This is a genomic window from uncultured Rothia sp., from assembly GCF_916715725.1.
In the GTDB taxonomy this organism is placed as follows: Bacteria; Actinomycetota; Actinomycetes; order Actinomycetales; family Micrococcaceae; genus Rothia.
The window spans coordinates 393,398-416,381 of the sequence record NZ_CAKAPD010000001.1; the positions used below are offsets into that span (position 1 = coordinate 393,398).

Genomic DNA, 22,984 nt, shown 5'->3' on the forward strand with positions numbered 1-22,984 from the left:
GGCTCGCTGTCACGTCGCCATCTTCTTGCTCTTTCTTCCGGAGCAGCATTGAGTGCACTCGCAAGCGCCTGCAGCCCCAGCGCAGTTTCTCGCCCTCAACCACTCGCTAACCCTTCCCCTACTAAAGCTGCTCCTCAGAGCACCCAGACTAAATCTGCGACCACCACGCGCAGCATCACCTACGCCGAGCCCCTGCCCGCATCCGCCCTGGACGGTCGCGGCCCGGCGGTCCTGCCCGATGAGTTCTTTGAGCGCGTCGGTAATTTCTCGAACGGCACTCTCAGCCACCGTGCCGTCAATGTCCCCCGCCCCACCATGCCCCCGGAAGCTAAGGAACGCACCGTCGAGGGCCTGCACGCCTTCCTGCAGTACTGGGGTGCGGCGCAGAACTACATGCTTCTCACAGGCGACACCGATCCCTTCATGAATCTGCCCGGCCAGGAGCACTTTAGTCAGATGGCGCAGATGTACCGCGATATCTACCGCTACAACATTGGCTGGCTGGTCTCTAAGAACAACCACCCCATGTGCATTAACCTGAGCTCCCCGCAGCCGGTGCCCGCCTCCGAGCAGGACGTCTACTGTTGGAAGGCAACCCTGAAGGTGGACGAGAACGCGTTCCTGTTCAACCATGAGACCCGTCAGCGTGAGCAGCTCACCGGCATCTACGGCAGCAATCAGAAGGCGGATGCGTACGTCTACTTTGGTGAAGAGGGCTGGCAGATGCTGGAGGATCCGAACTCTTCCCCGAGTGCTACCGCTACCCCTGCGGCTACCGCTGAACCGTCCGCGAATATTCCGAGTGCGCACCCGACCCCGAATGAGAGCACTTCTTCTAAGGCGGCTCGTTATATTCGAGGCTCAGCCTAAAGCTTCTTTGTATCCGTGCCTCAAAGAACCCGTCATATTGGGTGATATGAGGCACGGATGAGAGCTTTTATTTGTGTGCCACGCGTGAAATCTATAGGCTAGGGCTAGATGAGGTCCGCCCACTTTCGCCTCAATACGCGTCTACCCGCCCTGCGGGTGACTGCTTCGCGCCCTCCTGTAGGGGGTGTGATGTTAGGCTGAAAATTGGAGCGTGAGCTCTTCACTTATCACCGATACTTCCGCATACAGCACATTCAAGGGGATCACTATGATTCACAGCCGCCGCCACTTTATTGCGCTTACGGGCACCGCCGCCCTGGGTGCGATGCTTGCCGCTTGCGGTTCCAAAAAGACTGAGGAGGCGACTGCCTCCCCCACTGCTTCCGCTTCGATTGCGGGTGCCTACGACAATCTGTCGGGCGAGCTGAAGTGGACTAAGTACATTGCGGGCAACGGTGCGGCCCCGATGAGCAGCACCGACCCGGAAACCGGTCAGGTGTACACGATTGAGCCGACTGCCGGCCCGGCAAGCGTTGATTCTAAGGCTAGTGCCGTGCCCATCCCCATTGAGGATGAGAGCATGTACGAGAAGAACGCCCGTAGCCTGCGCGCCACCTTTGCGTATTTTGCGGCGGCGGTGAACTATGCCCGCATGACCGGTGACCCCGGTCCTGCTCTGCAGGTGGTTCAGGCGCAGAACTCTACCGACCGTGCGGCGCTGGAGAAGTTGCGTGCGTTCTATGCTCCCGGTACGAACTGGCTGGTGGGCGGCGAGTGGACGTTCCGTCTGACTGACAAGCAGCCGACGACCCGCGGCACGAAGTATTCGTGGGCGTGCACCGTGACTCAGGCACACGGCATACGAGTTGAGAAGGCAACCAATACGACCAAGCCTCTGGAGGACACTGAGGCCCCGGAGATTAAGGCTCTGTACGCTGAGTACGATGAGGAAGCGAAGCGCTGGGTCGTGATTTCGCCTCAGCAGTACGATCCTGCGTTGGCTCCGAAGCCGACTCAAACTCCGCGCGCGCATCCTTCCTCGACCTATACCCCGACGGTGACTGATGACAGCACTGTGGCAGCTAATGCTGGCGCACACACCGGCGCGAATACTTCGGGTAACGGCGCGGCTCAGGGCACTGCTCAGAATGGTGCCGCACAGAACGGTGGTGCGCAGGCTCCTGCCGCCCAGAATGGTGCAGGTCAGGGCGGTTCCCGTCAGTACACTGGTTCCCAGAATGGTGGCGCACAGACCGGCACCGGTCAGGGTGGCGCGGCTCAGGCTCCGCAGCCTGCCGCTACCCAGGCGCCTGCGGCTACCGCGCAGCCTGTGGCAACTCAGCCTGCCGCTGCGACGGTTCAGCCGAGCGTAGCGCCCGGTGCCCCCGATGCGGGCGGTGCTGCTGGCGGCGCTGAGGCACCTGCCGGTGTTCCCGGTGGTGTTCCCGGTGAGGGCGCCCAGTAGCCCCTCCCCCTATAGACGATGAACGCGTCCCCTCTTTCACCCCATCCGGTGCGATGCTCCCGCTGGTTCCACTAAGTTCCTAGTCACGGTAAGTTCGCTGATGGGCGGCATATCACGCTCCTTTGAGCACTGGTACGCACGGGTGTGAAGGCGGGGGCGCGTTATACTTAGGACTGTCTCTAGAGGGATGTCCGCGTGTGATATCCGCTCGTCGAGGCGTTCTCTCACTCGTCTCTCACCTGAGATTCTCATTCGAAAGGTATTCCGTGGCGCTTTTCCCCATGATCTCCGGGCTTCCCAGTTCCACTACCGGCATCAGCCGCCGTTCTGCTCTGCGTTACGCGGGTGCGGGCGTTGCGGGCGTGTCTTTGAGCGCCCTACTGGTTGCGTGCGGTGGTTCTTCTTCCACCAGCGAAAACGCTGATGCGGATACCCCTCAGATTTCCCCTTCGGCTTCTGCGCGTACTGATTTTAGCGGCGAGGTCACCTTCGACAACTATGAGAAGAAGGGTGATTTCGTTCCGGCGACCGAGTCTGCGCCCGCTCAGAACGTGCCGTTCCCCAAGCGCCCTGCGAGCGCGTCGGAGAACTCGGTGCAGGGTCTGTACGATTCGATTGCTTTCGTGTATGCGGCGATTAACTACCTGGTGCTGACCGGTGATGCGGCTCCGCTGCGTGAGTCGAAGGCTGATGAGAAGTTCGTTGCGTCGTTCTCGTCGTTTATGGATGAGTCGAATGAGAGCTCGCAGAATCGTGACTGGTTTGTGTCGCCGAAGGTGACCATGTCTGCGTTCACTGCGGTTCCTGCGCTGGTGAAGAAGAGCGTGCAGTGGACCTTTGATCTGGTGATTGATTTGGGTCCGACCGTGGTGATTGACGGTGCTCCCGCGGAGATGTCTGAGAAGGTGCGGCGTACTGAGCGCGGTCTGGTGGTTACCGGTGTGCGCCACGATAATGACTGGACTCTGACGATTCAGGATGAGTACGAGGCTCAGGCGTCGGCTCAGCCGCAGAATGGTGCCGCTAACGGCGGTAATGCTGGCAATTCCGGCAACTCCGGTAATGGCGGCAATTCTAATGGTGACAACCTTTAAGCCCTCAGATGGATGAGGCGTCATGCCCTAACTCGCACTCGGGTTAGGGCATGATCTGTTTTACTCTGGTAGTAACGAGCTTTCCTGGATTCAAGGTTTTTCTCTTATGTCTTCTGTTTCTCAGTCTTTCTCTCGCCGTTCCCTGCTGCGCCTGGGTGTGGGCGTTTCTGCTGTTGCCGGTTCTGCGGCGCTGTTGAGCGCTTGCGGTTCGGGTGGATCTAGCCAGCAGTCTGGTTCTCAGGGTGGTAGCCTGAACGGTTCGAAGTCGAGCGCTAACCCGAATGGGTACAGTGATGATGGTAAGAACTATTCGGGTCTGGTGGAGTACACCCACTATGAGGGTGCGGTGAATTATGAGCAGGGCACGGTGGATCATCCGCCGCGTAATGCTCCGAAGCCGAAGGTGACTGATGCTCTGTCGGCGAATACGGTGACGGGTTTCCATGAGGCGATTGCTTATTTTGCGGCGGCTATGGATTATCTGGTGAAGACCGGTAGCACGGATGCGTTCTCGACCGGTATTCAGCTGTCGTCGAAGACTCGCTCTGAGGTGGATGCCCTGTCGGCTTCTATTCTTGCGGGTGTGGAGAAGGGTTCCTGGTATGTGAATCCGTCGGCTTCCTATGCGCTTTCGAGCGCTCAGCCGTCGATTATGAGTGATGGCAACCTGCTGTTTAAGGGCAAGTACACTCTGGATTTCGGTACGGAGGCGGTGGCAGAGGGCAAGATCCAGCCGGTGGTCACTTCCACGAGTGCTTCTGCTTCTGCTGAGCCTACTGAGCCTTCTGAGGATGCGCTGGTGTCTGACGCGGCGTCCCCGAGTGCTTCTGCTACTGCGGCGGGTCCTGCTTCTCGGGTGACGGTTCAGGAGTGCGATTTCCGCGGCCGCTACCACGCTGATTCTAAGATGTGGGAGCTGAGCGTGGCGTACGGTGCTACTGTTCAGGGTGCCGCCACCCAGGGAGGCGCTACTCAGGGCGGTGTTTCCTCCGCGAGCGCGGCGGCGTCCGGCGCGGCTTCCCCGGCTACTTCCGCATCCTCTTCTGCCGCCGCTTCTGCTGAGGCGTCTGTCACCTCCGCGGCGTCATAGTTCGTCATAACGCTTTTATCTGCGAGGCGCTTCTCACGCTTCGCCCGCTCAACTCTGTATCCTGTTGGGTTTGCGGCTAAACTGGTTGCAATCACCGACTGACTGAAAGGTATCACTATGTCCGAGAACCTGACCCGCCGCGCGGCGCTGGGTGTGCTGGGCGTCAGCTCTATGGCTTTGCTGGCGGCTTGTGGCTCTAAGGCTACTTCTGAGGCGTCCGCTTCCGCTTCTGGCTCTGAGAGCGCTTCTGCTGCGGCTTCTGAGTCCGCTACCGCGTCCCCGTCGGCTTCGGCGTCTGCTTCCCCTTCCGCTTCTGCGTCGGCTTCGGCTTCGGCGTCGAGCTCTCCGCTGCCCAACGACAATAAGGATTACAGCGGCGTGGCAAAGCTGGAGAAGATGGAGGATCACGGCGAGTACCAGCCGGGTAATGCTGAGCACCCGCCGCAGAACGTGCCGTCCCCGATTGTTCCGGAGGCTATGCACCAGAATTCGGTGGCTGGCTTCGCGGCGGCTCTGGCGTACTTTGGTGCGGCGTTTGAGTACCTGCTGCGTACCGGTGATATGCACTACATGAACGAGGTCAGCACCGATCAGGAGACCCTGGCGGCGATGAAGAAGTACGCGGATTCCACCAAGGCAGGTATTGAAGAGAAGAAGACCTGGTACGTGAACCCGACCGCTACCCTGACTATCGGTACTAAGCAGCCGGTTCTGGCGCAGGGTGCGTACAACTGGACCGTGACTCTGAACGTGGATCTGGGCGAGAAGCTGTTCAAGGACGGCAAGGAGCAGACCGTGGCGGCTGATAAGCGTCACGTGAAGATGTTCGGTGAGGCTGTTGGTCGCTACTTGAACAACAAGTGGGACCTGCACATGGACATCAACTAGTCCTCTGCGGCTGGTTTTCTCCCGCGCTTTTGCGTCTTTTCCATCTCAGGATGCGGTTTTTCACTGTTTTTTCCATTGATGGCAATAAAATTTGTGGCTCCAGCTTGCGGTGAACAGAGTTCATCACTACTCTTATATACAGAGGTTGTCTTTTGGGCTACATAATGTTTCTAGAGAGCGCCGCACATTCATCATCCTTTATCGAGAAAGGGTTTGTGCGGCGCTTTTCTGTACCCTCTTTTTGAACCTCGTTCCCTGAGGTTTTTCTCTGGCATTATTACGAACTGTGACCGCAGGTTTAAACCTGCCGCCGGTGAGTAGTAGAGTTGCCACGTAACCGATTATTCATTGCGGAGACCCCGTCGCGGCTGGCCTCCCCCAGGCTCATGTAAGGAGCACCCCATGGCAAAGATTCTCAACAGCATTGTTGAAGCAACCGGCCAGACCCCCCTGATTAAGCTGAACCGACTGGACGAGGGTCTTCCCGGTAACGTCGCGGTCAAGCTTGAGTTCTACAACCCCGCTGGTTCGGTCAAGGACCGTATCGGCCTCGCCATCATTGACGCTGCTGAGAAGTCGGGTGCGCTGAAGCCCGGCGGCACCATTGTTGAGGGTACTTCCGGTAACACCGGTATTGCGCTGGCTATGGTGGGTGCTGCTCGCGGTTACCGCGTCATCCTGACCATGCCGGAGACCATGTCTGCTGAGCGTCGTGTCCTGCTGCGCGCTTACGGTGCTCAGATTGTGCTGACCCCCGGTACCGAGGGTATGCGCGGCGCTGTGGAGAAGGCTAAGGAAATCGTTGCTACCACCGAGAACGCTATCCTGGCGTCTCAGTTCTCCAACGAGGCAAACCCCGCTATTCACTACAACACCACCGGTCCCGAAATTTGGGAAGCAACCGACGGTAAGGTCGACATCTTCGTGGCGGGTATTGGCACCGGCGGCACCATCTCCGGTACCGGTAAGTACCTGAAGGAACAGAACCCGGATGTGAAGGTTGTTGCGGTTGAGCCGAAGGACTCCCCGCTGCTCTCTGAGGGTCGCGTTGGCCCCCACAAGATTCAGGGTCTGGGCGCTAACTTCGTTCCCGACACCCTGGACCGCGGCATCTACGATTCCGTGACCCCGGTCAGCGCTGAGGACGCTATGCGCACCTCCCGCCTGCTGGCTACCCAGGAAGGTATTCTGGGCGGTATTTCTTCTGGTGCGGCTGTTTGGGCTGCTCTGGAGGAGGCTAAGAAGTCTGAGAACAAGGACAAGCTGATTGTTGCTATCGTTCCCGACTTCGGTGAGCGTTATATCTCCACCGCTCTGTACGAGGACATCCGCGGCTAATTGAGCTTTTAGCTAACGCCTCGTCTGCCGGTTGCATACACGGCAGGCGGGGCGTTTTGCGTGCCCCAATCTAGCGTCTGCGGGTGGAGGCTCTTGGCAGGGCCGTACGGGGCGTAAATATTACGTTCTGCACGGAATTGTGACCGAGATTTCGGAGGGGGCGTCCACTATGACAGCTGAGGGTGCGGGAATAGGTGATTGGGCCTCATTGTTGGTACCTTTGGAAAGGTCGCACACATACAGAGCACGACCGATGAGGGAAAGGGAACCCATGAGTTTTATTGCGCGTCTGCGTGAAGATATTGAGAACGTCCGCCAGCACGACCCTGCTGCGCGTGGCGCTGTCGAGATTGCGCTGAACTATTCGGGCATGCACGCTATTTGGGTTCACCGTCTGACTCATAAGCTCTGGCAGAAGGATGAGACGAAGGCTCTGGCTCGTACCCTTTCGCAGTTTGCTCGTTTTCTGACCGGTGTGGAGATTCACCCCGGCGCGACCATTGGCCGCCGTTTCTTCATCGATCACGGCATGGGCATTGTGATTGGTGAGACTGCTGAGGTTGGTGACGACGTGATGCTGTACCACGGCGTGACTCTGGGCGGCCGTTCCCTGGAGAAGGTGAAGCGTCACCCCACGATTGGTGACCGCGTGACCATTGGTGCCGGTGCGAAGGTGCTGGGTCCGGTGGTTATTGGTGCCGATAGCGCTATTGGCGCGAACGCCGTGGTGGTCAACGATCACCCCGCCGACTCGATTATTACCGGCATTCCCGCGAAGCACCGCCCGCGCACCCCGGAGAAGAAGAAGCCGCTGGTGGACGCTGTGGAGTACATTGACCCCGCCATGTGGATTTAGTGCTTGGCAAGCGTTTTGAGGCGGTAGAGACGCACCTGGCGGCTCCTCACTAGGCTCCGCGCTCCTCACCGGGCTCCGCAGGTCTTCTCCCCTGCTATGCATGCCCCTCAAGATACCCTGAGGCATCTCGGGGGGTGCCCCGTCAAGACATAACGAACAAGACATAACGAAAGCCCGCCTTCGATCGGATTCTCATCCAGCCGAAGGCGGGCTTTGACGTATTCAGCTACGTGAGCTTAGTGAACGTGAATGTCCGCTGCGTTCACCTCGGAGCGGTCACCGCTCCACATGGTGTGGAAGGCGCCCTCTTCGTCAATACGACCGTAGGTGTGCGCACCGAAGAAGTCACGCTGACCCTGAATCAGGGATGCGGGCAGGCGGTCGCGGCGCAGACCGTCGTAGTAGGACAGTGCGGAAGCGAACACCGGCACGGGGATGCCCAGTGCGGTTGCCTTAGCCACCACGCGACGCCAGGAGGGAACGAGCTCCTCCATGAGGTTCTTGAAGGCGGGTGCCAGCAGCATGTTCGCGGGAGCCTCATCTGCGTAGGCAGCCATGATGTCGCCCAGCAGTTCTGCGCGGATGATGCAGCCTGCACGCCACAGCGATGCGATGGTGTCCAGCTTCAGGTCCCAGCCGTATTCCTTGCCTGCGCGGGTCAGCAGGTCCATGCCCTGTGCGTACGCAACGAGCTTGGATGCGAAGAGTGCGCGGCGCACATCCTCAACGAACTCGGGGTCGCCTGCACCAACGCCGGTGGTTGCAATCAGGCCGGCGGGCAGTTCGCGCTGTGCCTGCTCGCGCTGCTCACGCTCGGAGGAGGAGAGGGCACGTGCGAACACGGACTCTGCGATAGCGGAGACGGGGGAACCGAGGTCCAGGCCAGCCTTAGCGGTCCACAGGCCGGTGCCCTTCTGGCCCGCTGCGTCAACAATCACGTCGACCAGCGGCTTGCCGGTCTTTGCGTCTACCTGTGCGAGCACCTCAGCGGTGATTTCAATCAGGTAGGAGCTCAGGTCGGTCTTGTTCCAGGTCTTGAAAATCTCTGCCTGCTGTGCGGGCTCAATGCCTGCCACGGAGCGGAGAATGTCGTAAGCCTCGCCGATGACCTGCATGTCGGCGTACTCGATGCCGTTGTGGACCATCTTCACGAAGTGGCCCGCACCGTCGGTGGAGATCCATGCGCAGCAGGGTGCACCGTCCTGGGGTGCCTTCGCTGCGATCTTCTCGAGCATGGGGCCGAGGTGCTTGTAGGACTCTGCGGAGCCGCCGGGCATCATGGAGGGGCCCCAGAGAGCGCCCTCTTCGCCGCCGGAAACGCCAACGCCCACGAAGTGCAGACCCTTTTCAGCCAGGGCGTGCTCGCGACGGATGGTGTCGGGGAAGTGGGAGTTACCGCCGTCGATGATGATGTCACCCTCGTCGAGCATGGGGGTGAGCTGCTCGATAACAGCGTCGACGGGTGCGCCCGCCTTGACCATAATCAGGATGCGGCGGGGAGACTCGAGGGAGTCGACGAGTTCCTGCAGGGACTCGGTGCGGATGAAGTCGCCGTCTGCGCCGTGCTCAGCCAGCAGTGCGTCGGTCTTCTCTACGGAACGGTTGTGCAGTGCCACGGTGTAGCCGTTACGTGCCAGGTTGCGGGCAAGGTTTGCGCCCATGACAGCAAGGCCGGTGACACCAATCTGTGCCTTCTTGTTTTCAGTCATGTATATAAGGATACGCGCTGAGGGCAGGCTATATATAGGTGGAGTGCACTTTTATGCTCGAAGGAATCGCAGTCCCGACCGAATTATCTTCGTGAGCCTCCCGCCGGGTACCCTCGCGGCAGGTCAATGGGTAAATACAACCGGGTAAACAAAAACCCCGGTACCTTGCGGTACCGGGGTAATCGGTGGGTCCTACCGGGATCGAACCGATGACATCCACGGTGTAAACGTGGCGCTCTACCAGCTGAGCTAAAGACCCGTAGTTCTCGCTGTTTCGTTTGACGACCCAGTGGCGAACACAAGATAAAACTATACGGGCTTTCGGTATGACATGCAAATCCATGGAGCGTGTTCTATGTCTCAATATTTTTTTCCTTTTCCCACTGCACCCCACACCAAGCCACACCAAGCCATAGTTGACGCTCTCCCCTCAGATGGGCCACACCCCCTCATTCCGCGCCATTCCGCCAACCCCACCATTCCGCGCCATTTAGGTGCAAAAAGACCCTAACTAGTACTTTTGATGCGTATTTTTCCCACTCAGATAGTCACAATACGAAACCCACATCACAAAAACCCTCATTTGAGACCAAGAGAGGCGCCTTTAGGTCTAAGATAGTAGAGATAAGAAGCGATGTGGGTCTTACGGACCTATAGCGCTTAAACACAAAGATTGTTCGACAACGCAACATCGCGGGGCGGGCGATCTCACAACCGCACAGAAGAGAGGTTGGATTAGTTTGGCTAACGTACCGAACGAGCACTCCCTGAGCACCCTTCTCGATGGCTTCAAGGACATCGACGTAGAAGAGACCCAGGAGTGGGCCGAGTCCCTCGAGGACCTTATCAAGACTCACGGCACCGAGCGTGCAGAGTACATCCTTCGCGCACTGCTCAAGGAGGCTGGCGCAAAGGGCGTAAAGGTCCCGACTCTGGTCAAGACCGACTACATCAACACCATCCCCGCCGACCAGCAGCCCGAGTACCCCGGTGATGAGGAACTCGAGCGCCAGTACCGCGCATGGATTCGTTGGAACGCAGCAATTATGGTTCAGCGTGCCCAGAAGAAGGGCATCGGCGTTGGCGGTCACATCTCCACCTTCGCAGGTGTGGCTGACCTCTACGAAATGGGCCAGAACCACTTCTTCCGCGGCCGTAACCACCCCGGTGGCGGTGACCAGGTCTTCTTCCAGGGTCACTCCTCCCCCGGTGTCTACTCCCGCGCATTCGTTGAAGGCGTCCTGACCGAAGAGCAGATGGACGGCTTCCGCCAGGAGAAGACCAAGGGCGCAAACGGTATTCCTTCGTACCCGCACCCCCGTTGCATGCCCGAGTTCTGGCAGTTCCCGACCGTTTCCATGGGTCTGGGTCCCCTGAACGCTATCCACCAGGCATCCTTCAACAAGTACCTGCACAACCACAAGATCAAGGACACCTCCGAGCAGCACGTCTGGGCATTCCTGGGCGACGGCGAGATGGACGAGCCCGAGTCGCGTGGTGCACTGCAGCTGGCTGCAAACGAGCACCTGGACAACCTGACCTTCGTCGTCAACTGCAACCTGCAGCGTCTGGACGGTCCTGTTCGCGGTAACGGCAAGATCGTTCAGGAGCTCGAGGCATTCTTCCGCGGCGCAGGCTGGCACGTCATCAAGGTCCTGTGGGGCTCCGACTACGACGAGCTGCTCAAGAAGGACAAGAGCGGCAAGCTCATCCAGCTGATGAACGAGACCCTCGACGGTGACTACCAGACCTTCCGTGGCGAAGACGGTGGCTACATCCGCGAGCACTTCTTCGGCAAGTACCCCGAAACTAAGGAACTCGTTGCAGACCTGACCGACGAGCAGATCTTCAACCTGCGCCTGGGTGGCCACGACGACAAGAAGCTCTACGCAGCCTACAAGGAAGCTATGGAGACCAAGGGCAAGCCCACCGTCATCCTGGCACAGTCCATTAAGGGTGCGGAGCTCGGCCCCTACTTCGAGGCACGTAACTCCACCCACCAGATCAAGAAGTTCACCATGGAAGCACTGAAGGGCTTCCGTGACCACCTGAACATCCCCATCTCCGACGAGGAGCTGGAGAAGGATCTGTACAACCCGCCGTACTACCTGCCCGAGGCAAACCACCCGGCACTGCAGTACATGCAGGCACGCCGCAAGGAACTCGGCGGTTACATCCCCGGCCGTGCAAACACCCAGCCTGAGATTATCCTGCCCGAGTCCAAGGTCTACGCACAGACCAAGAAGGGCTCCGGCAAGCAGACCGCTGCTACCACCATGGCGTTCGTCCGCCTGATGAAGGACCTCATGCGCGTGAAGGGCTTCGGTCACCGTATCGCTCCCATCACCCCCGATGAGGCACGTACCTTCGGTATGGACTCCTTCTTCCCCTCGGCTAAGCTGTACAACCCCAACGGTCAGAACTACGTGCCCGTTGACCACCAGCTCATGCTCACCTACACCGAGTCCCCCGAGGGCCAGATCGTTCACGTGGGTATTAACGAGGCAGGCGCAACCGCTGCGTTCATCGCACTGGGCTCCTCCTACGACACCCACGGCGAGCCGATGATCCCGATTTACATCTTCTACTCGATGTTCGGCTTCCAGCGCACTGGCGACGGCTTCTGGGCTGCTGCCGACCAGCTGTGCCGCGGCTTCGTCATCGGTGCAACCGCAGGTCGTACCACCCTGTCCGGTGAGGGTCTGCAGCACAACGACGGCCACTCCCCGATTCTGGCGTCCACCAACCCGGCGTTCAAGATCTACGACCCGGCTTACGGCTACGAGATTGCTCACATCGTGGAGCGCGGTATCGAGCAGATGTACGGCACCAAGGACGAAGACCACAACGTCATGTACTACCTGACCGTGTACAACGAGCCGATTCACCAGCCTGCTGAGCCGGCAAACGTTGACGTTGAGGGCATCATCAAGGGTATCCACAAGATCAGCGAGTCCCCGCTGACCTCCGGTCCCAAGGCACAGTTGCTGGCATCCGGCGTTGCTGTTCCGTGGGCTGAGAAGGCTCAGAAGCTGCTGGCTGAGGACTGGGGCGTCTCCGCAGACCTCTGGTCTGTCACCTCGTGGACCGAGCTGCGCCGCGACGGCATTGCCGCTGAGGAAGAGGCTCTGCTGAACCCGAACCAGCCCGCTCGCGTTCCTTACGTGACCCAGAAGCTGGCAGGCGCTGCTGGCCCGATCATCGCGACCACCGACTTCGCTTCGGAGGTTCCCGACCAGATCCGCCAGTTCGTTCCGAACGACTTCGCAACCCTGGGTGCTGACGGCTTCGGCTTCGCAGACACCCGCCCGGGTGCACGTCGCTTCTTCCACATCGATGCAGAGTCGGTTGTTGTCCGTACCCTGCAGATGCTGGCAAAGCGCGGCGAGGTTGCAGCAGACGTTCCCGCGAAGGCATTCGCTAAGTACGACCTGCTCAACGTGAACGCTAACTCCGAGCTGGAGCAGCACTAGGCATTTGACTGTAGAACCCCGGTTCTGCGTTAGAAGCTAAGCGATGCCCCCGGTTGATGATTCATCAACCGGGGGCATTCGTTTTTAAATGTGAAGGGGTGCAGGATACCCGAGCTGCTTCCTGTTGATATGGTCGTTGACTATGCGTTTCTCATGTAATAAATCAGACGTGACCGGAGTTTTGGTTGCCTGGTGCATCTAGCCGGTGGTAGGCTTTAACCACCCTTCAACTATGATATTCGCCATAGTATCGGTGGATATTCAGGGTGCCCGACCAGCATTACGGGGGGGGGCACGACTCACTCATCTATGAGTATTTGCCCTCCATAACTCATAGGGGTTCATGATGAAGCTCTAGAATACTCTCCCAGCAGTAACGACGCTGCAGAAACACCCTTGTGCGTGGTCTGCCATAGCGTCTTGGCCTTTCGCTATGGGTGCACTCCCAATCTAGCAGGCACTCCCCCGAGATTCTGCTTATCGCTCTGGGATTCACATAGATTCCAGATTCTCTCGACACCCATATTCACCGGGTCATATGCTTTGCAACAATCAGCAAAATACAGCCCCGCTTTCTTTACTGTCACATATTCTTTATCCAATTAAGGAGGGAGAATCATGAACCTCAAGAAAATCTTTCAGCCCGCAATGGCTATAACGTTTGCATTCACGCTAGCCTGCACATCCTGTTCTACAGGCCCGCAACTAGAACGTGATGAAACAGCCCAAGCAACTCTAGACTATAAAAACAACCAAATCATTACTCCACTCGAAGAATACAATGACCATTTAGATGAAAATTCCCAGTATTACGGTCGAGCCTTGGAAATTCTCAGGCAGCGCTGTTTCGCAAAACACGGCCAATCCTACGAAATATATATCCCGGATGTAGAAGATAGGAAATTCTTTTCATCCGGTCGCGAATTTGGTCTCTGGAACCCCGAATACTCCGCCAAATATGGACACTACAAGCGATCCGGGAATGCACCATCATCCGGGGGCTATGACACAAAAATCATGGAACAGTGCATGCCTGAAATCTTAGCCACGTTGAAAGAGATCGCGGGCATCAGCCTCGAAGAGCAAAGTGGCCTCACAGAAGCCTATCGTCGAATCCACGGCGAATCCTATGCAGCTGCCATGAATCATCCCGAATGGAAAAAATACCGTGAAGCATGGTGGAAATGCCTATCGGATAAAGGTCTAACTCCACGAAAAGGCGACTATGAATGGGGTACAAAAGAGCTATCAAATGCAACCCGTGCTAGCGGTGATAATAATGCCCCGGCATCGGAAGAAGAAATTCGACTCAGCGTCATTGAAGCACAATGCAGTAAAGATACAGGAATGGCTCAAGGTCTTGCTAACCTTGTAGCCTCATATCAAAAACCGCTCATTCGAGATAACGAAACAAAACTAGAAGAACAGCGACAGCAGAAATCAGCAGTTAATCTTCGGTATAAAGAATGGGTTCTCAAAAACCAATAAATAGAAGGTCCCCGATTGATAAATCATCAATCGGGGACCTTTATATTTATTAACTACTCTACAAGATAGAGCAGGCTAATCAGCGAAGTGGCCGGTCACCTCCGCCAGACGCGTCGGATTCACCAGGTCAGGGTGCGTACCCTCCAGCAGCACCGCACGGAACGACGACGCATGCGCCGCCCAACCTTCCGCATCCAGGTACGGCTGATCCTCATGCGGCACACCCACCAGCAACACATCACCATCAAAGAACGCCTGCTCAGCACCACGCATGAGTGCCGCCGAAGCACGCATACTACCCAGGCACACGCCCAACTTCTCCTCCGGTAGGTAACCCATCGCCGAACCCGCCTTCTGCAGGCGTTCCAGGGTACTCGGCAGGTCAAGCTGCTCATCGGCGGCAGGCTCCGGCAAACCGCCCATACGCAACAGCGCACGGAAGCTCTCCTGCTCATCCGGCGCAGGCACACCCTGCCACTGCTCCGAAGGATACGCATCCAACAAGATGACGCGCTCAACCTGCGCACCCGCAGCCTGCGCCAACGCCGCAACCTGCACCGCGGCAGTACCGCCTACAGACCAGCCCATCAGGACAAAACGACGCGGCAGCGAACGCTCCGCCAGGGTCTTCTCAATCTGTGCCAGGTAGCCCTCAGCCAACTCCTGCAGGCTCGACGCAAACCCAGCCTGCGGGTCAGAGAACGCCTCAGCCTGCACAGCATACACACCCTGCTGAGCCGGAAGATGCGAAAGGTACCCCGCATAGCACCAGCCCAAACCACCCGCAGGCGGCAGAATAAACAGCGGCGCGGGGGCATCGGTAGCGTCATGCGCGGTAGGTTGTTCTCGCAGCGGCAGAACCGGCGCGAACTCCGCACCCTCGCCACGCTCGCCCGCAATAGACGCCGCCAAAGCCTGCACGGTCGGATGTGCAAAAAGCGCACCGATGCTCACGCTCAGACCCAGCTGTTCCTCAACCGCGGCAATCACCTCAAGAGCCGCCAGCGAATGACCGCCCGAGGCGAAGAAGTCCTCATCCACGCCGAAACGCTCACGACCCAACACACCGGCAATAATCGAGCACAGCTGCTGCTCCAGCAGACCGTGCGGGCCCTCAGCATCAGAAGTCTGCGGGGTCAGGTCCAGGGACGCCAACAGCTTGCGATCCGCCTTACCGGAGGGGCTCACCGGCAGAGCAGGCAGGGTATGCCACAGGGTCGGCACCATGTAGTCCGGCAGAACCTGCGCGCAATGCTCACGCGCCGCCTCCACCAGCTGCTCAGCACGCTCAGCGGGCACGTCGCCGACCTCCAGCACCGCTGCCAGGGCAGGCTCACGCAGGCCGCGGTACAGCAGAGCCACCGAAGCGCTCACACCCTCAACCGCGGCAAGAGCCATCTCAATATCGCCCAGCTCCAGGCGCTGACCGCGCACCTTAATCTGATAATCCGTGCGGCCGCGGTAGCCGATGACGGCACGACCATCGGGAAGAATCTCCCAGCACGCCAAATCGCCCGTACGGTACAGGCGCTGACTCTCACCGTTCAGCAGCGCGAGCGCACCGGCAGGAGCCTGCTCCACGAAAGCCGCCGCGGTCGCCTGCGGGTTGTTCTTGTAGCCGCGCGCCAGCTGCACACCCGACAGGTGCAGTTCACCCGTCACGCCCACCGGCACGGGGTGGCCGGTCGGGTCAAGAATCAGGGTGCCGGTGTTCCAGACCGGCTCGCCAATGGGCACGCTCTCGCGCTGCGGGTCGGTGGAGGTCTCCCAGAAGGTCACGTCCACCGCAGCTTCGGTCGGGCCGTAGAGGTTCAGCGGGTACACGCCCAGAACCTCGCCCGCAGCCTGCACCTGGTCCTTCTGCAGCGCCTCACCCGAGCAGACCACGTAGCGCAGGGGCTGCTCTCGATCCTGCCCGAAGCCGGCATCAGCCAGGATGCGACGCGCAGCCGGCGACGAGGTCAACGCCGACAGCATGGTCGGCACAAAGTGAACCGCCGTGACGGACTGCTCAGCGAACACGCGCGCCAGGTAGGCGGGGTCGCGGTGCCCCTCCGGGGCGGCAATGACCACGGCAGCGCCCTCGGCGAGCGGCCAGTACAGCTCCCACACGTGCACATCAAAGGAGATGGGGGTCTTGTGCAGAACGCGGTCGCCCTCCCCCACCGGAATCTGGTGCTGCTGCCAGCGCAGGCGGTTATCAATCGCGCGATGGCTAATGGCAACACCCTTCGGGCGGCCCGTGGAACCGGAGGTGAAGAGCACGTAAGCGTCCTCGTCCAGGCCGGTTTTTACGCCCGGAAGCTCCTCTGCGGCGGGTGCCTGTACAGGTTCCTCGATGCTCAGCTGCGGCAGGGTGTGCTGCGGCAGGTTCGCGTGACGCTGCGGCTCCTGCGGATTCAGCTCCTCCGCGCTCAGCGGGTGCAAGCCGGGGCCGTGCAGCAGCAGGGAGCACTCGGCGTCCTCCATCATCACGCCCACACGCTCAGCGGGCAGATCCGGAAGCACCGGCACGTAGGTGGCGCCAGCGTACAGCAGGGCGTACAGCGCCACGTACTGCTCGGCGCCGCGGTGCACACGCAGACCCACCGCATCGGAAGGGCGAACGCCCCAGTCCAGCAGTTGCGCGGCAAGCGCACGGGCACGCTCGTCCAGTTCGGCGTAGGTGAGGGCGCGGTCAAAAGCGTAGGCGCGCTCCGACTCGGGGGTGAGCACCTCACCGGGCGCGGGGGCAGAATCCAGCACCGCGAGCGCCTGCGGATGCGCCGCCACCGCCTCACGGAAGCGACCTAGCAGGGTCTTGTACTCCAGCGGGTGCTCGGTGAGCGCCGGGGCGGTCAGCTCGCGCAGGGTCGCAAGCTCCGCCTCGGTTGCCAAACCAAGGTTGTTCAGGGAAGCACCCTCGCGCTGCGCCTCCGCCGCGTAGGCGGGCAGCCACTCGCTCAGGCGGGCGGCATGGCGTTCCAGCTCCTCAGCGGTGTAGAGCGCCGGGTTCATGTCAATCTCGCAGGAGATGCTGTTGCCGCGGCCGGGCATGCCGCGCAGGGTGAAGGTCGCGTCAGCAACGGGACCGGCAGAGATATTGTGAATATGCGCGGTCGGTACCGGGGATCCGGACTCGTCCTTGGAGGGCGCCGCCAGCGGCAACACCGCGTCAAAGGGCACCACGTTAATCTGCGCACCAAACAGCCTGGACTGGGCGTTACGCGCGGTACGCTCGAGGTCTTCCTGACGAGCCAGCGGATGCTCCGCGTTGCGGGCGTACTGTTCCTTCACCGAGTGCAGGGACTCCGCGATGGGGCCGGTCGCCGCAACCTGCACCGGCAGCACGTTCACCGCGGTACAGCCGGTCTGCGCGCTCGCCGTGCCCAGGGCGCGGGTCGCTTCCGGCAGGGTGCGGGCGAACATGCGGTTCATCTGCGGCACGCCGAACGAAGCCTGCGGGTAGCCGCCCACACGCGCCAGGTACGAGCCAACGGCGGCGGTCGCCAGCACGGGCCAGGAGACGGCGTGCTGCTTTGCCGCATCCAGCAGAGCCTGCTGGGTGGGCACGTCAATGCTGAACGCCAGGCGCACAGACTGCGCCGACGGGGAGGCGGTACGACCCGCCAGGGAGGTATCTTCCTGCTCCAGGGCGCCGCTCGCTTCCCAGAAGGTGACGTCTTCGTCACGGGCGGTGGAGGCGGCATCGTCGGCGTCGAGTAGCTGCTGCAGGCTCAGGCGGCGGGTTGCCGGAACCGGCTGACCGGCGGACAGGGCACGGTATATCGCCGCCACGCGGGAGAGGCCGTTGAACGCCGCGAATCCGTCGGCAACCACGTGGGAGAAGGAATGGTACACCCAGAGGAACCCGCCGTAACGCGCCACTGCGCTGCGCACGGTCACGCCCTCATCGGTGGCGAGGGGCTGGGCGAGCAGGCGCTGCGCCCAGGCGCGTACCGGCGCGGGCAAATCAGAGTCAGGCAGGGCTGATTCAGGCAGGTCAGAGGCGTTCTCCTCCTCCGCCTTCGCGGTGTCGCTCAGCTCGCGCTCCTCCAGTTCGTCCTCATCCACGAGCAGATCGATGCCCGCGAGGAACGCCTCCTCGGTCAGAATCTGCTGGGATGCGGAACCATCGGCAATGCGGGTGCGCACGCGGAAGCCCTCGTTCTCGCGGTAGAGCTGTTCAAAAGCCTCACGCAGCAGAGCGAGGTCGGTGTCTGCGGGGCATTGCAGAACCTCCGCGGTGTTGTAGCAGGGGTTCGTCGGGTCAATCGCGGCGGCAAAGTAGATGCCGCGCGCGTTAGTGGTCAGCGGCAGCCAGGGGCTGTCAGCGCTGTGCTGTGCGGAGGGGTTCGCGGCGGTGCGAAGGTCGGAAGCAGTCCCGAAGCTAGCGGGTGCGGTAGTATCAGCTACGCCCATGGTGGCCTCTCAAAGGTCTGGATTAGGGGTCTGGATTAGGGATGATATGCGGTGTGTTAAAGGTAGGTGTGAAAGGTAGGCTACTGCCCCGCCGCTTCACGCTGACAGAAGTGCACTGACAGAAGTGCGCTGACAAGGGTAAACGCAGCTACACAACACGGCGTAAAACCGGCGCAAAGAAAAACGAGGCGAGTAGCAAACACCCCGGGCGCCCGCCTGCATTCGCGGCAGGCGGGCACTCGGGGTGCGGTAACGCTTAGCCCAGGCGGGAGGCGATGAACTCCACGGTCGGGTTCTCCACCAGCTCGGTAAACTCAATCACGGCGCCCTCAGCGGCAAGGTCGTCGAGCAGGGCGAATGCGCCCATAGAGTCCATGCCTAGGGAGAACAGGTCGGTGGTCGGCTCGTCAAAAGCGGTCTGCAGGGAGTCGGGCTCGACGATGTACTTCTCCATGATGGGGCGCAGGGTCTCAAATGCGGACATTTTTCTCCTCAATAGGGGTAGGAATAAGGGCGTACGGTTTAGCTGAAAATGGTCAGCTCAAAGGGTTTAGCCGAAAATTTCGGCAAGCTTGGCGCGCAGTTCGCGGCGAGAAATCTTACCCACGTTCGTGGTGGGCAGCTCCTGCAGAACCTGCACTCGCTCCGGAATCTTGAAGTCGGCGAGCTTCTTCGAGGTGAAGAACTCGTGCATCGTGCGGCGCGGGTTTTCGCCCAAGTCGGCGCCTTCCTGCGGCACAATGACCAGGCCCACGCGCTCACCCACGGTCTCATCCGGGATGCCCAGGACCACGGCGTCAAAAACGTCGGGGTGGGTCAGCGCCAGCTCTTCGATTTCGTCCACGGCAATCTTCTCGCCATTGCGGTTAATCTGGTCCTTCGCGCGGCCGGTCACCTCAAGGTACTTGCCTGCGACCAGTCGCACAATGTCACCGGTGCGGTAGAAGCCGTCCTCGGTGAATCCGTAGCGGTTCGCGTTCTCCTCCAGGTAGTAGCCGCGAATCGTGTACGGGCCGCGGGTGAGCAGGTGGCCGCTCTCGCCGCGCTTGACCGGCTGGTCCTGATCATCAACGATTAGGATTTCGTCGTCGGGGCTAATCGGGTAGCCCTGGGTTCGCAGGCGTAGCTCAATCATGTCGGTCGAGCGGGTGTAGTTCACCAGACCCTCAGCCATGCCGAACACCTGCTGAACGGTGCAACCGAGCACCGACTCGATCTTGCCCGCAACCGCCGGAGCCAGCTTCGAACCGCCCACCTGCAGGGTCTGCAGGGACGGCAGGGACACGCCGCGCTTTTCCGCGGAGGCGACCCACGCCTGAGCCAGCGGAGGCACCAGCGCGGAGGTGGTCACACCCTCCATCTCAATGAGGTGGAACGCGGTCTGCGGGGACGGATCCGCCGCAAACACCAGCTTGCCGGAGGCGCACATGACGCCCAGGATACCGGGCGAGCTCATCGTGAAGTTGTGCGCGGCGGGCAGCACCACGAGCATGGTCGTGTTGTTGTTCAGCTTGCAGATATCGACCGAGCCGCGCACCGAGTACAGGTAGGCGGCGTGGGTGCGAGGAATCAGCTTCGAAATGCCGGTCGTACCGCCGGAGAGCTGCAGGAACGCCACCTGCTCGCTCGCGCGCAGGTTCTCGGTGTTCTGAATGACGCCGGGCACGAACTCTTCAGCGAGTTCCTCTTCGGTCAGCGGGGTCAGCGGCTCCGCAACGTCAATAGCGACCGGCGGCTCCAGGGAGTTCTTGCGCAGCTCGGCGGCAACGTCCTCGTGCAGGGCGGTGAAATCTGCGCCCGGGGTCAGCGAAGAGAACACGTGCGCCGCAGCGTCGGTGCGGGTCGCAAAGTGCACGAGCTCGGTGGTGCGGTGCTGCGGCAGGCAGAACACCGGCAGCGCAGCCGCCCAGAAAATACCCAGCAGGTACACCAGGTACTCGGCGGTGTTACCCAGCTGCAGCAGCACGCGGTCACCGGGCTGCACGCCAGCCTGAACGAGGCGCGCCGCAGCGGCACGGCCTGCCGCCTCCAGCTCACCGTAGGAGAGGCGAATCTGCTGGGGCTTACCGTTCTCATCGAGCTGCGCGTGCGAGAGCGCCACCAGCGCCGGGAAGTGCGGCTTAGCGCGGCATGCATCCAGCAGGAACTCGGGGATGGTCTGGTCAATCCAGTAGCCGGCCTCGCGGTACTTCGCGGCAAAAGACTCGGGGATGAGCGGCGTGGGGGCCAGGGGGCTACGTTCTACGGTCATCTTCTCTCGATTTCTGTGTCGTTTGCGGTTTCTATAGCGCTCACGTGCTGCGTGCGTTCGCAGCGTGATGCCATCTCGTCAATGAGGGCGGGTGCGCAACCTGTGCCGGGTACCCCTCGGCACCCCTCGCGGCGCGGTAGTGTTGCACTTCTCTTAGGCTGTACTTCTCTAGGATACGGGCGCGGCGGTGTTTGCCCTAACGGGGCACCCCGCACGCCCACCATGCGGGGCGGGCTCTACCCGTGCAGGATCCCTAGGCGATCTCTCGCTACTCCTCAGCTAAGCTCCGCTCAGCGCGCTCAGCCTCCCGGCGGGCAGCAATAATACGTTCCAACGCCGGTACAATCGCGCCGCGCCAGCACGCATAATCGTGACCGCCGTTGAAGGTCGTGCAACGCGCATTCTTCAGGCCCAGCTTTTCCAGGCGCGCCTTCAACTCGCGGTGAGGCGGCACCAGAATCCACTCCTGCTCCCCCACCTCAATCTCAAGTTGCAGGTGGCGCAGGCGGTCAATCTCACCCGCCGCCTCCAGCTCGTCCAGGCGGTCCATGACCTGCGGCTGCCACAGCGACGAAGACTGCGCGATCGCGCCGCCAAACGCCTCCGGGCGGCTCAGCACCGCCAGCAGGGAGGACAGGCCACCCAGCGACTGACCGTTAATCACAATGTTCTGCGGGTCGGTCTTAATGCCGTGCACTGCCTCCAGGTGCGGGAATGCAATGTCCACCAGGTAGTCGGCAATCGGGTTGTCGCCGTTCAGCTCCTTCCAGCGGTTCTCACGACCGCCAGAGTGAAGGAAGAACACGTGCATCGCCGGAATACGGCCCGCCTCATGGGCGCGGTTGAGGGTCTGCTCCATGCCCTGGCTGAACCACATCTCACCGTCGAACTGGATGAACAGCGGCGTGTCCGGGGCGGGGTCACCCACGCGGCCGAGTACGTACTGGTGGCCGTCAGAGGTCTGCATCCACTCGGGGGCGGGCAGCGCGTCAATCTCTTCCTGAGTCAGGATGAACTCCTGCACCGGCGCGTGCTCAAGCTGCACTACACCCATGCAACGGCCAATACGGTTGCATACGGTCTCGGGGTTCAGCGGGTCACCCTCGCCGGAGTCCAGGGCGGCACGCAGGCGCACCTGATCGTCGTCACCCAGCCAGGCGGGGCGCTCGCCGGGCAGCGCCGGCAGGAAGTTGTAGGAGGCACGCCAGGTGGTTTCCATCTGCATGCTCAGCTGCCACCAGCCGGTGCCCTCAATGCGGGTCATGAGGGAACGGTCGAGGTTCTTCTCATCGGTCAGGCGGTTGATGAACATGAGCACCTGCTCCGCCTGCTCATTGTGGTACAGGAACGTGACGATGCGCTCGTTCTCGCTGATGCTGCCGTCTTCGCGGTGCACCGGCTCAATAATCGGGGTGCCTTCGGAGACGACCTCAAGGATGCGGGCGTTCAGCTCTTCGGGGCTGACCGCCTCGGCAATGAGGGCGCTGATGAGGGGGCTGTCCACGCGCGGTGCCGGTACGGGGCGCGGGGTCTTAGGAGGGGTCGGGCGCACGGTCGGTGCAACGGTACGCGGCTGCACAGAAGTAGCCTGGGCAGAAGCAGTCTGCACAGAAGTAGCCTGTGCGGGAACGGTCGCGGTGGGTTCGTGCTCGCCCAACGGTTCCTCCTTGGTCTGTGGAAACACTCAATCGGTGAGAATCGGTGAGGAGGCGCATTATCGTTAGTTAGCCTCTACTACCTCACTCTATGGTATCCCCTACCCAAACTCTAGCCAAAGGAAAAAGCGAAAGAACCAAAACATGACAAGATGACAGCGAGCGCGGGCAGCTTTCTCTCTCTCCCCCCCCCCAAAAAAAACGGGGCAAGAATTGGGGCGCCAGAATAGACTGCACGGATAAGCGACACAAACCGGGCGGTTAAATGAGATGAGGCACCGAGACCGTGCATCAAACCTCTCAAGTCGCAACTCTCAAGGTCTCATGCGGCAGTCTCGGTGCCTCATCTGCGGGTTCCCAAAATGGAACCTACCCAGTGCTCGTTTCCGTTCATGCGTCAAAGACG

14 protein-coding genes and 1 tRNA gene are annotated in these 22,984 nt (G+C 60.5%); 9 read left to right on the plus strand and 6 right to left on the minus strand.

Translation table 11 applies throughout. The features are described 5' to 3' along the window. Positions 1 to 48: 48 nt before the first annotated feature. From QZ822_RS01470 to epsC, 7 genes are all read left to right on the plus strand, one after another. Positions 49 to 870 (plus strand): DUF6318 family protein, encoded by an 822-nt coding sequence (locus QZ822_RS01470; RefSeq protein WP_294642050.1) that lies wholly within the window; start codon positions 49 to 51, stop codon positions 868 to 870. A gap of 268 nt (positions 871 to 1,138) precedes the next feature. Next, positions 1,139 to 2,335: a DUF6318 family protein gene (locus QZ822_RS01475; protein ID WP_294642051.1), complete on the plus strand. Its 1,197-nt coding sequence runs from the start codon at positions 1,139 to 1,141 to the stop codon at positions 2,333 to 2,335. Between the two features lie 266 nt (positions 2,336 to 2,601). Further along, positions 2,602 to 3,429 carry a DUF6318 family protein gene (locus QZ822_RS01480; RefSeq protein WP_294642052.1) on the plus strand — a complete coding sequence of 276 codons (828 nt, stop codon included), beginning with the start codon at positions 2,602 to 2,604 and terminating at the stop codon, positions 3,427 to 3,429. Positions 3,430 to 3,535: 106 nt separating this feature from the next. Further along, positions 3,536 to 4,519, plus strand: coding sequence for a DUF6318 family protein (locus tag QZ822_RS01485; protein ID WP_294642053.1), 984 nt, complete (start codon positions 3,536 to 3,538; stop codon positions 4,517 to 4,519). Positions 4,520 to 4,636: 117 nt separating this feature from the next. Then, complete coding sequence (locus QZ822_RS01490; RefSeq protein WP_294642054.1) at positions 4,637 to 5,407, plus strand: DUF6318 family protein; 771 nt, start codon at positions 4,637 to 4,639, stop codon at positions 5,405 to 5,407. Positions 5,408 to 5,809: 402 nt separating this feature from the next. Continuing rightward, on the plus strand, positions 5,810 to 6,745 hold the full coding sequence (gene cysK, locus QZ822_RS01495; RefSeq protein WP_294642056.1) for a cysteine synthase A: 936 nt from the start codon (positions 5,810 to 5,812) through the stop codon (positions 6,743 to 6,745). Between the two features lie 271 nt (positions 6,746 to 7,016). Next, entirely contained in the window at positions 7,017 to 7,601 is a 585-nt protein-coding gene (epsC, locus tag QZ822_RS01500; protein WP_005507433.1) for a serine O-acetyltransferase EpsC, read from the plus strand. 236 nt (positions 7,602 to 7,837) lie between these two features. On the opposite strand, the gene gndA is transcribed toward epsC, so the two are convergent. Continuing rightward, positions 7,838 to 9,310, minus strand: coding sequence for an NADP-dependent phosphogluconate dehydrogenase (gene gndA / locus QZ822_RS01505; protein ID WP_049342124.1), 1,473 nt, complete (start codon positions 9,308 to 9,310; stop codon positions 7,838 to 7,840). Between the two features lie 186 nt (positions 9,311 to 9,496). After that, positions 9,497 to 9,569, minus strand: a tRNA-Val gene (locus QZ822_RS01510). Between the two features lie 481 nt (positions 9,570 to 10,050). Between QZ822_RS01510 and aceE the strand changes: the two genes are divergently transcribed. Both aceE and QZ822_RS01520 read left to right on the plus strand, forming a co-directional pair. After that, positions 10,051 to 12,783 carry a pyruvate dehydrogenase (acetyl-transferring), homodimeric type gene (gene aceE, locus QZ822_RS01515; RefSeq protein WP_294642058.1) on the plus strand — a complete coding sequence of 911 codons (2,733 nt, stop codon included), beginning with the start codon at positions 10,051 to 10,053 and terminating at the stop codon, positions 12,781 to 12,783. 618 nt (positions 12,784 to 13,401) lie between these two features. After that, positions 13,402 to 14,271 carry a hypothetical protein gene (locus tag QZ822_RS01520; protein ID WP_294642060.1) on the plus strand — a complete coding sequence of 290 codons (870 nt, stop codon included), beginning with the start codon at positions 13,402 to 13,404 and terminating at the stop codon, positions 14,269 to 14,271. 75 nt (positions 14,272 to 14,346) lie between these two features. Here QZ822_RS01520 and QZ822_RS01525 read toward each other — a convergent pair whose 3' ends face one another. From QZ822_RS01525 to QZ822_RS01540, 4 genes are all read right to left on the minus strand, one after another. Further along, complete coding sequence (locus tag QZ822_RS01525) at positions 14,347 to 18,672, minus strand: amino acid adenylation domain-containing protein (RefSeq protein ID WP_294642062.1); 4,326 nt, start codon at positions 18,670 to 18,672, stop codon at positions 14,347 to 14,349. A 256-nt stretch (positions 18,673 to 18,928) separates the two neighbouring features. Next, a complete protein-coding gene (locus tag QZ822_RS01530) occupies positions 18,929 to 19,156 on the minus strand; it encodes a phosphopantetheine-binding protein (protein WP_005507422.1) in 228 nt (75 codons plus the stop codon). Between the two features lie 66 nt (positions 19,157 to 19,222). Then, positions 19,223 to 20,923 carry a (2,3-dihydroxybenzoyl)adenylate synthase gene (locus QZ822_RS01535; protein WP_294642064.1) on the minus strand — a complete coding sequence of 567 codons (1,701 nt, stop codon included), beginning with the start codon at positions 20,921 to 20,923 and terminating at the stop codon, positions 19,223 to 19,225. A 268-nt stretch (positions 20,924 to 21,191) separates the two neighbouring features. Further along, on the minus strand, positions 21,192 to 22,580 hold the full coding sequence (locus QZ822_RS01540; protein WP_294642065.1) for an enterochelin esterase domain-containing protein: 1,389 nt from the start codon (positions 22,578 to 22,580) through the stop codon (positions 21,192 to 21,194). Positions 22,581 to 22,984: the final 404 nt, after the last annotated feature.

What these genes read in the sequence shown, in the direction of transcription:
- QZ822_RS01475 (WP_294642051.1), top strand. Translation starts at nt 1,139, where the DNA reads ATGATTCACAGCCGCCGCCACTTTATTGCGCTTACGGGCACCGCCGCC.
- QZ822_RS01485 (WP_294642053.1), top strand. Translation starts at nt 3,536, where the DNA reads ATGTCTTCTGTTTCTCAGTCTTTCTCTCGCCGTTCCCTGCTGCGCCTG.
- QZ822_RS01490 (WP_294642054.1), top strand. Translation starts at nt 4,637, where the DNA reads ATGTCCGAGAACCTGACCCGCCGCGCGGCGCTGGGTGTGCTGGGCGTC.
- cysK (WP_294642056.1), top strand. Translation starts at nt 5,810, where the DNA reads ATGGCAAAGATTCTCAACAGCATTGTTGAAGCAACCGGCCAGACCCCC.
- epsC (WP_005507433.1), top strand. Translation starts at nt 7,017, where the DNA reads ATGAGTTTTATTGCGCGTCTGCGTGAAGATATTGAGAACGTCCGCCAG.
- gndA (WP_049342124.1), bottom strand. Translation starts at nt 9,310, where the DNA reads ATGACTGAAAACAAGAAGGCACAGATTGGTGTCACCGGCCTTGCTGTC.
- QZ822_RS01520 (WP_294642060.1), top strand. Translation starts at nt 13,402, where the DNA reads ATGAACCTCAAGAAAATCTTTCAGCCCGCAATGGCTATAACGTTTGCA.
- QZ822_RS01525 (WP_294642062.1), bottom strand. Translation starts at nt 18,672, where the DNA reads ATGGGCGTAGCTGATACTACCGCACCCGCTAGCTTCGGGACTGCTTCC.
- QZ822_RS01530 (WP_005507422.1), bottom strand. Translation starts at nt 19,156, where the DNA reads ATGTCCGCATTTGAGACCCTGCGCCCCATCATGGAGAAGTACATCGTC.
- QZ822_RS01535 (WP_294642064.1), bottom strand. Translation starts at nt 20,923, where the DNA reads ATGACCGTAGAACGTAGCCCCCTGGCCCCCACGCCGCTCATCCCCGAG.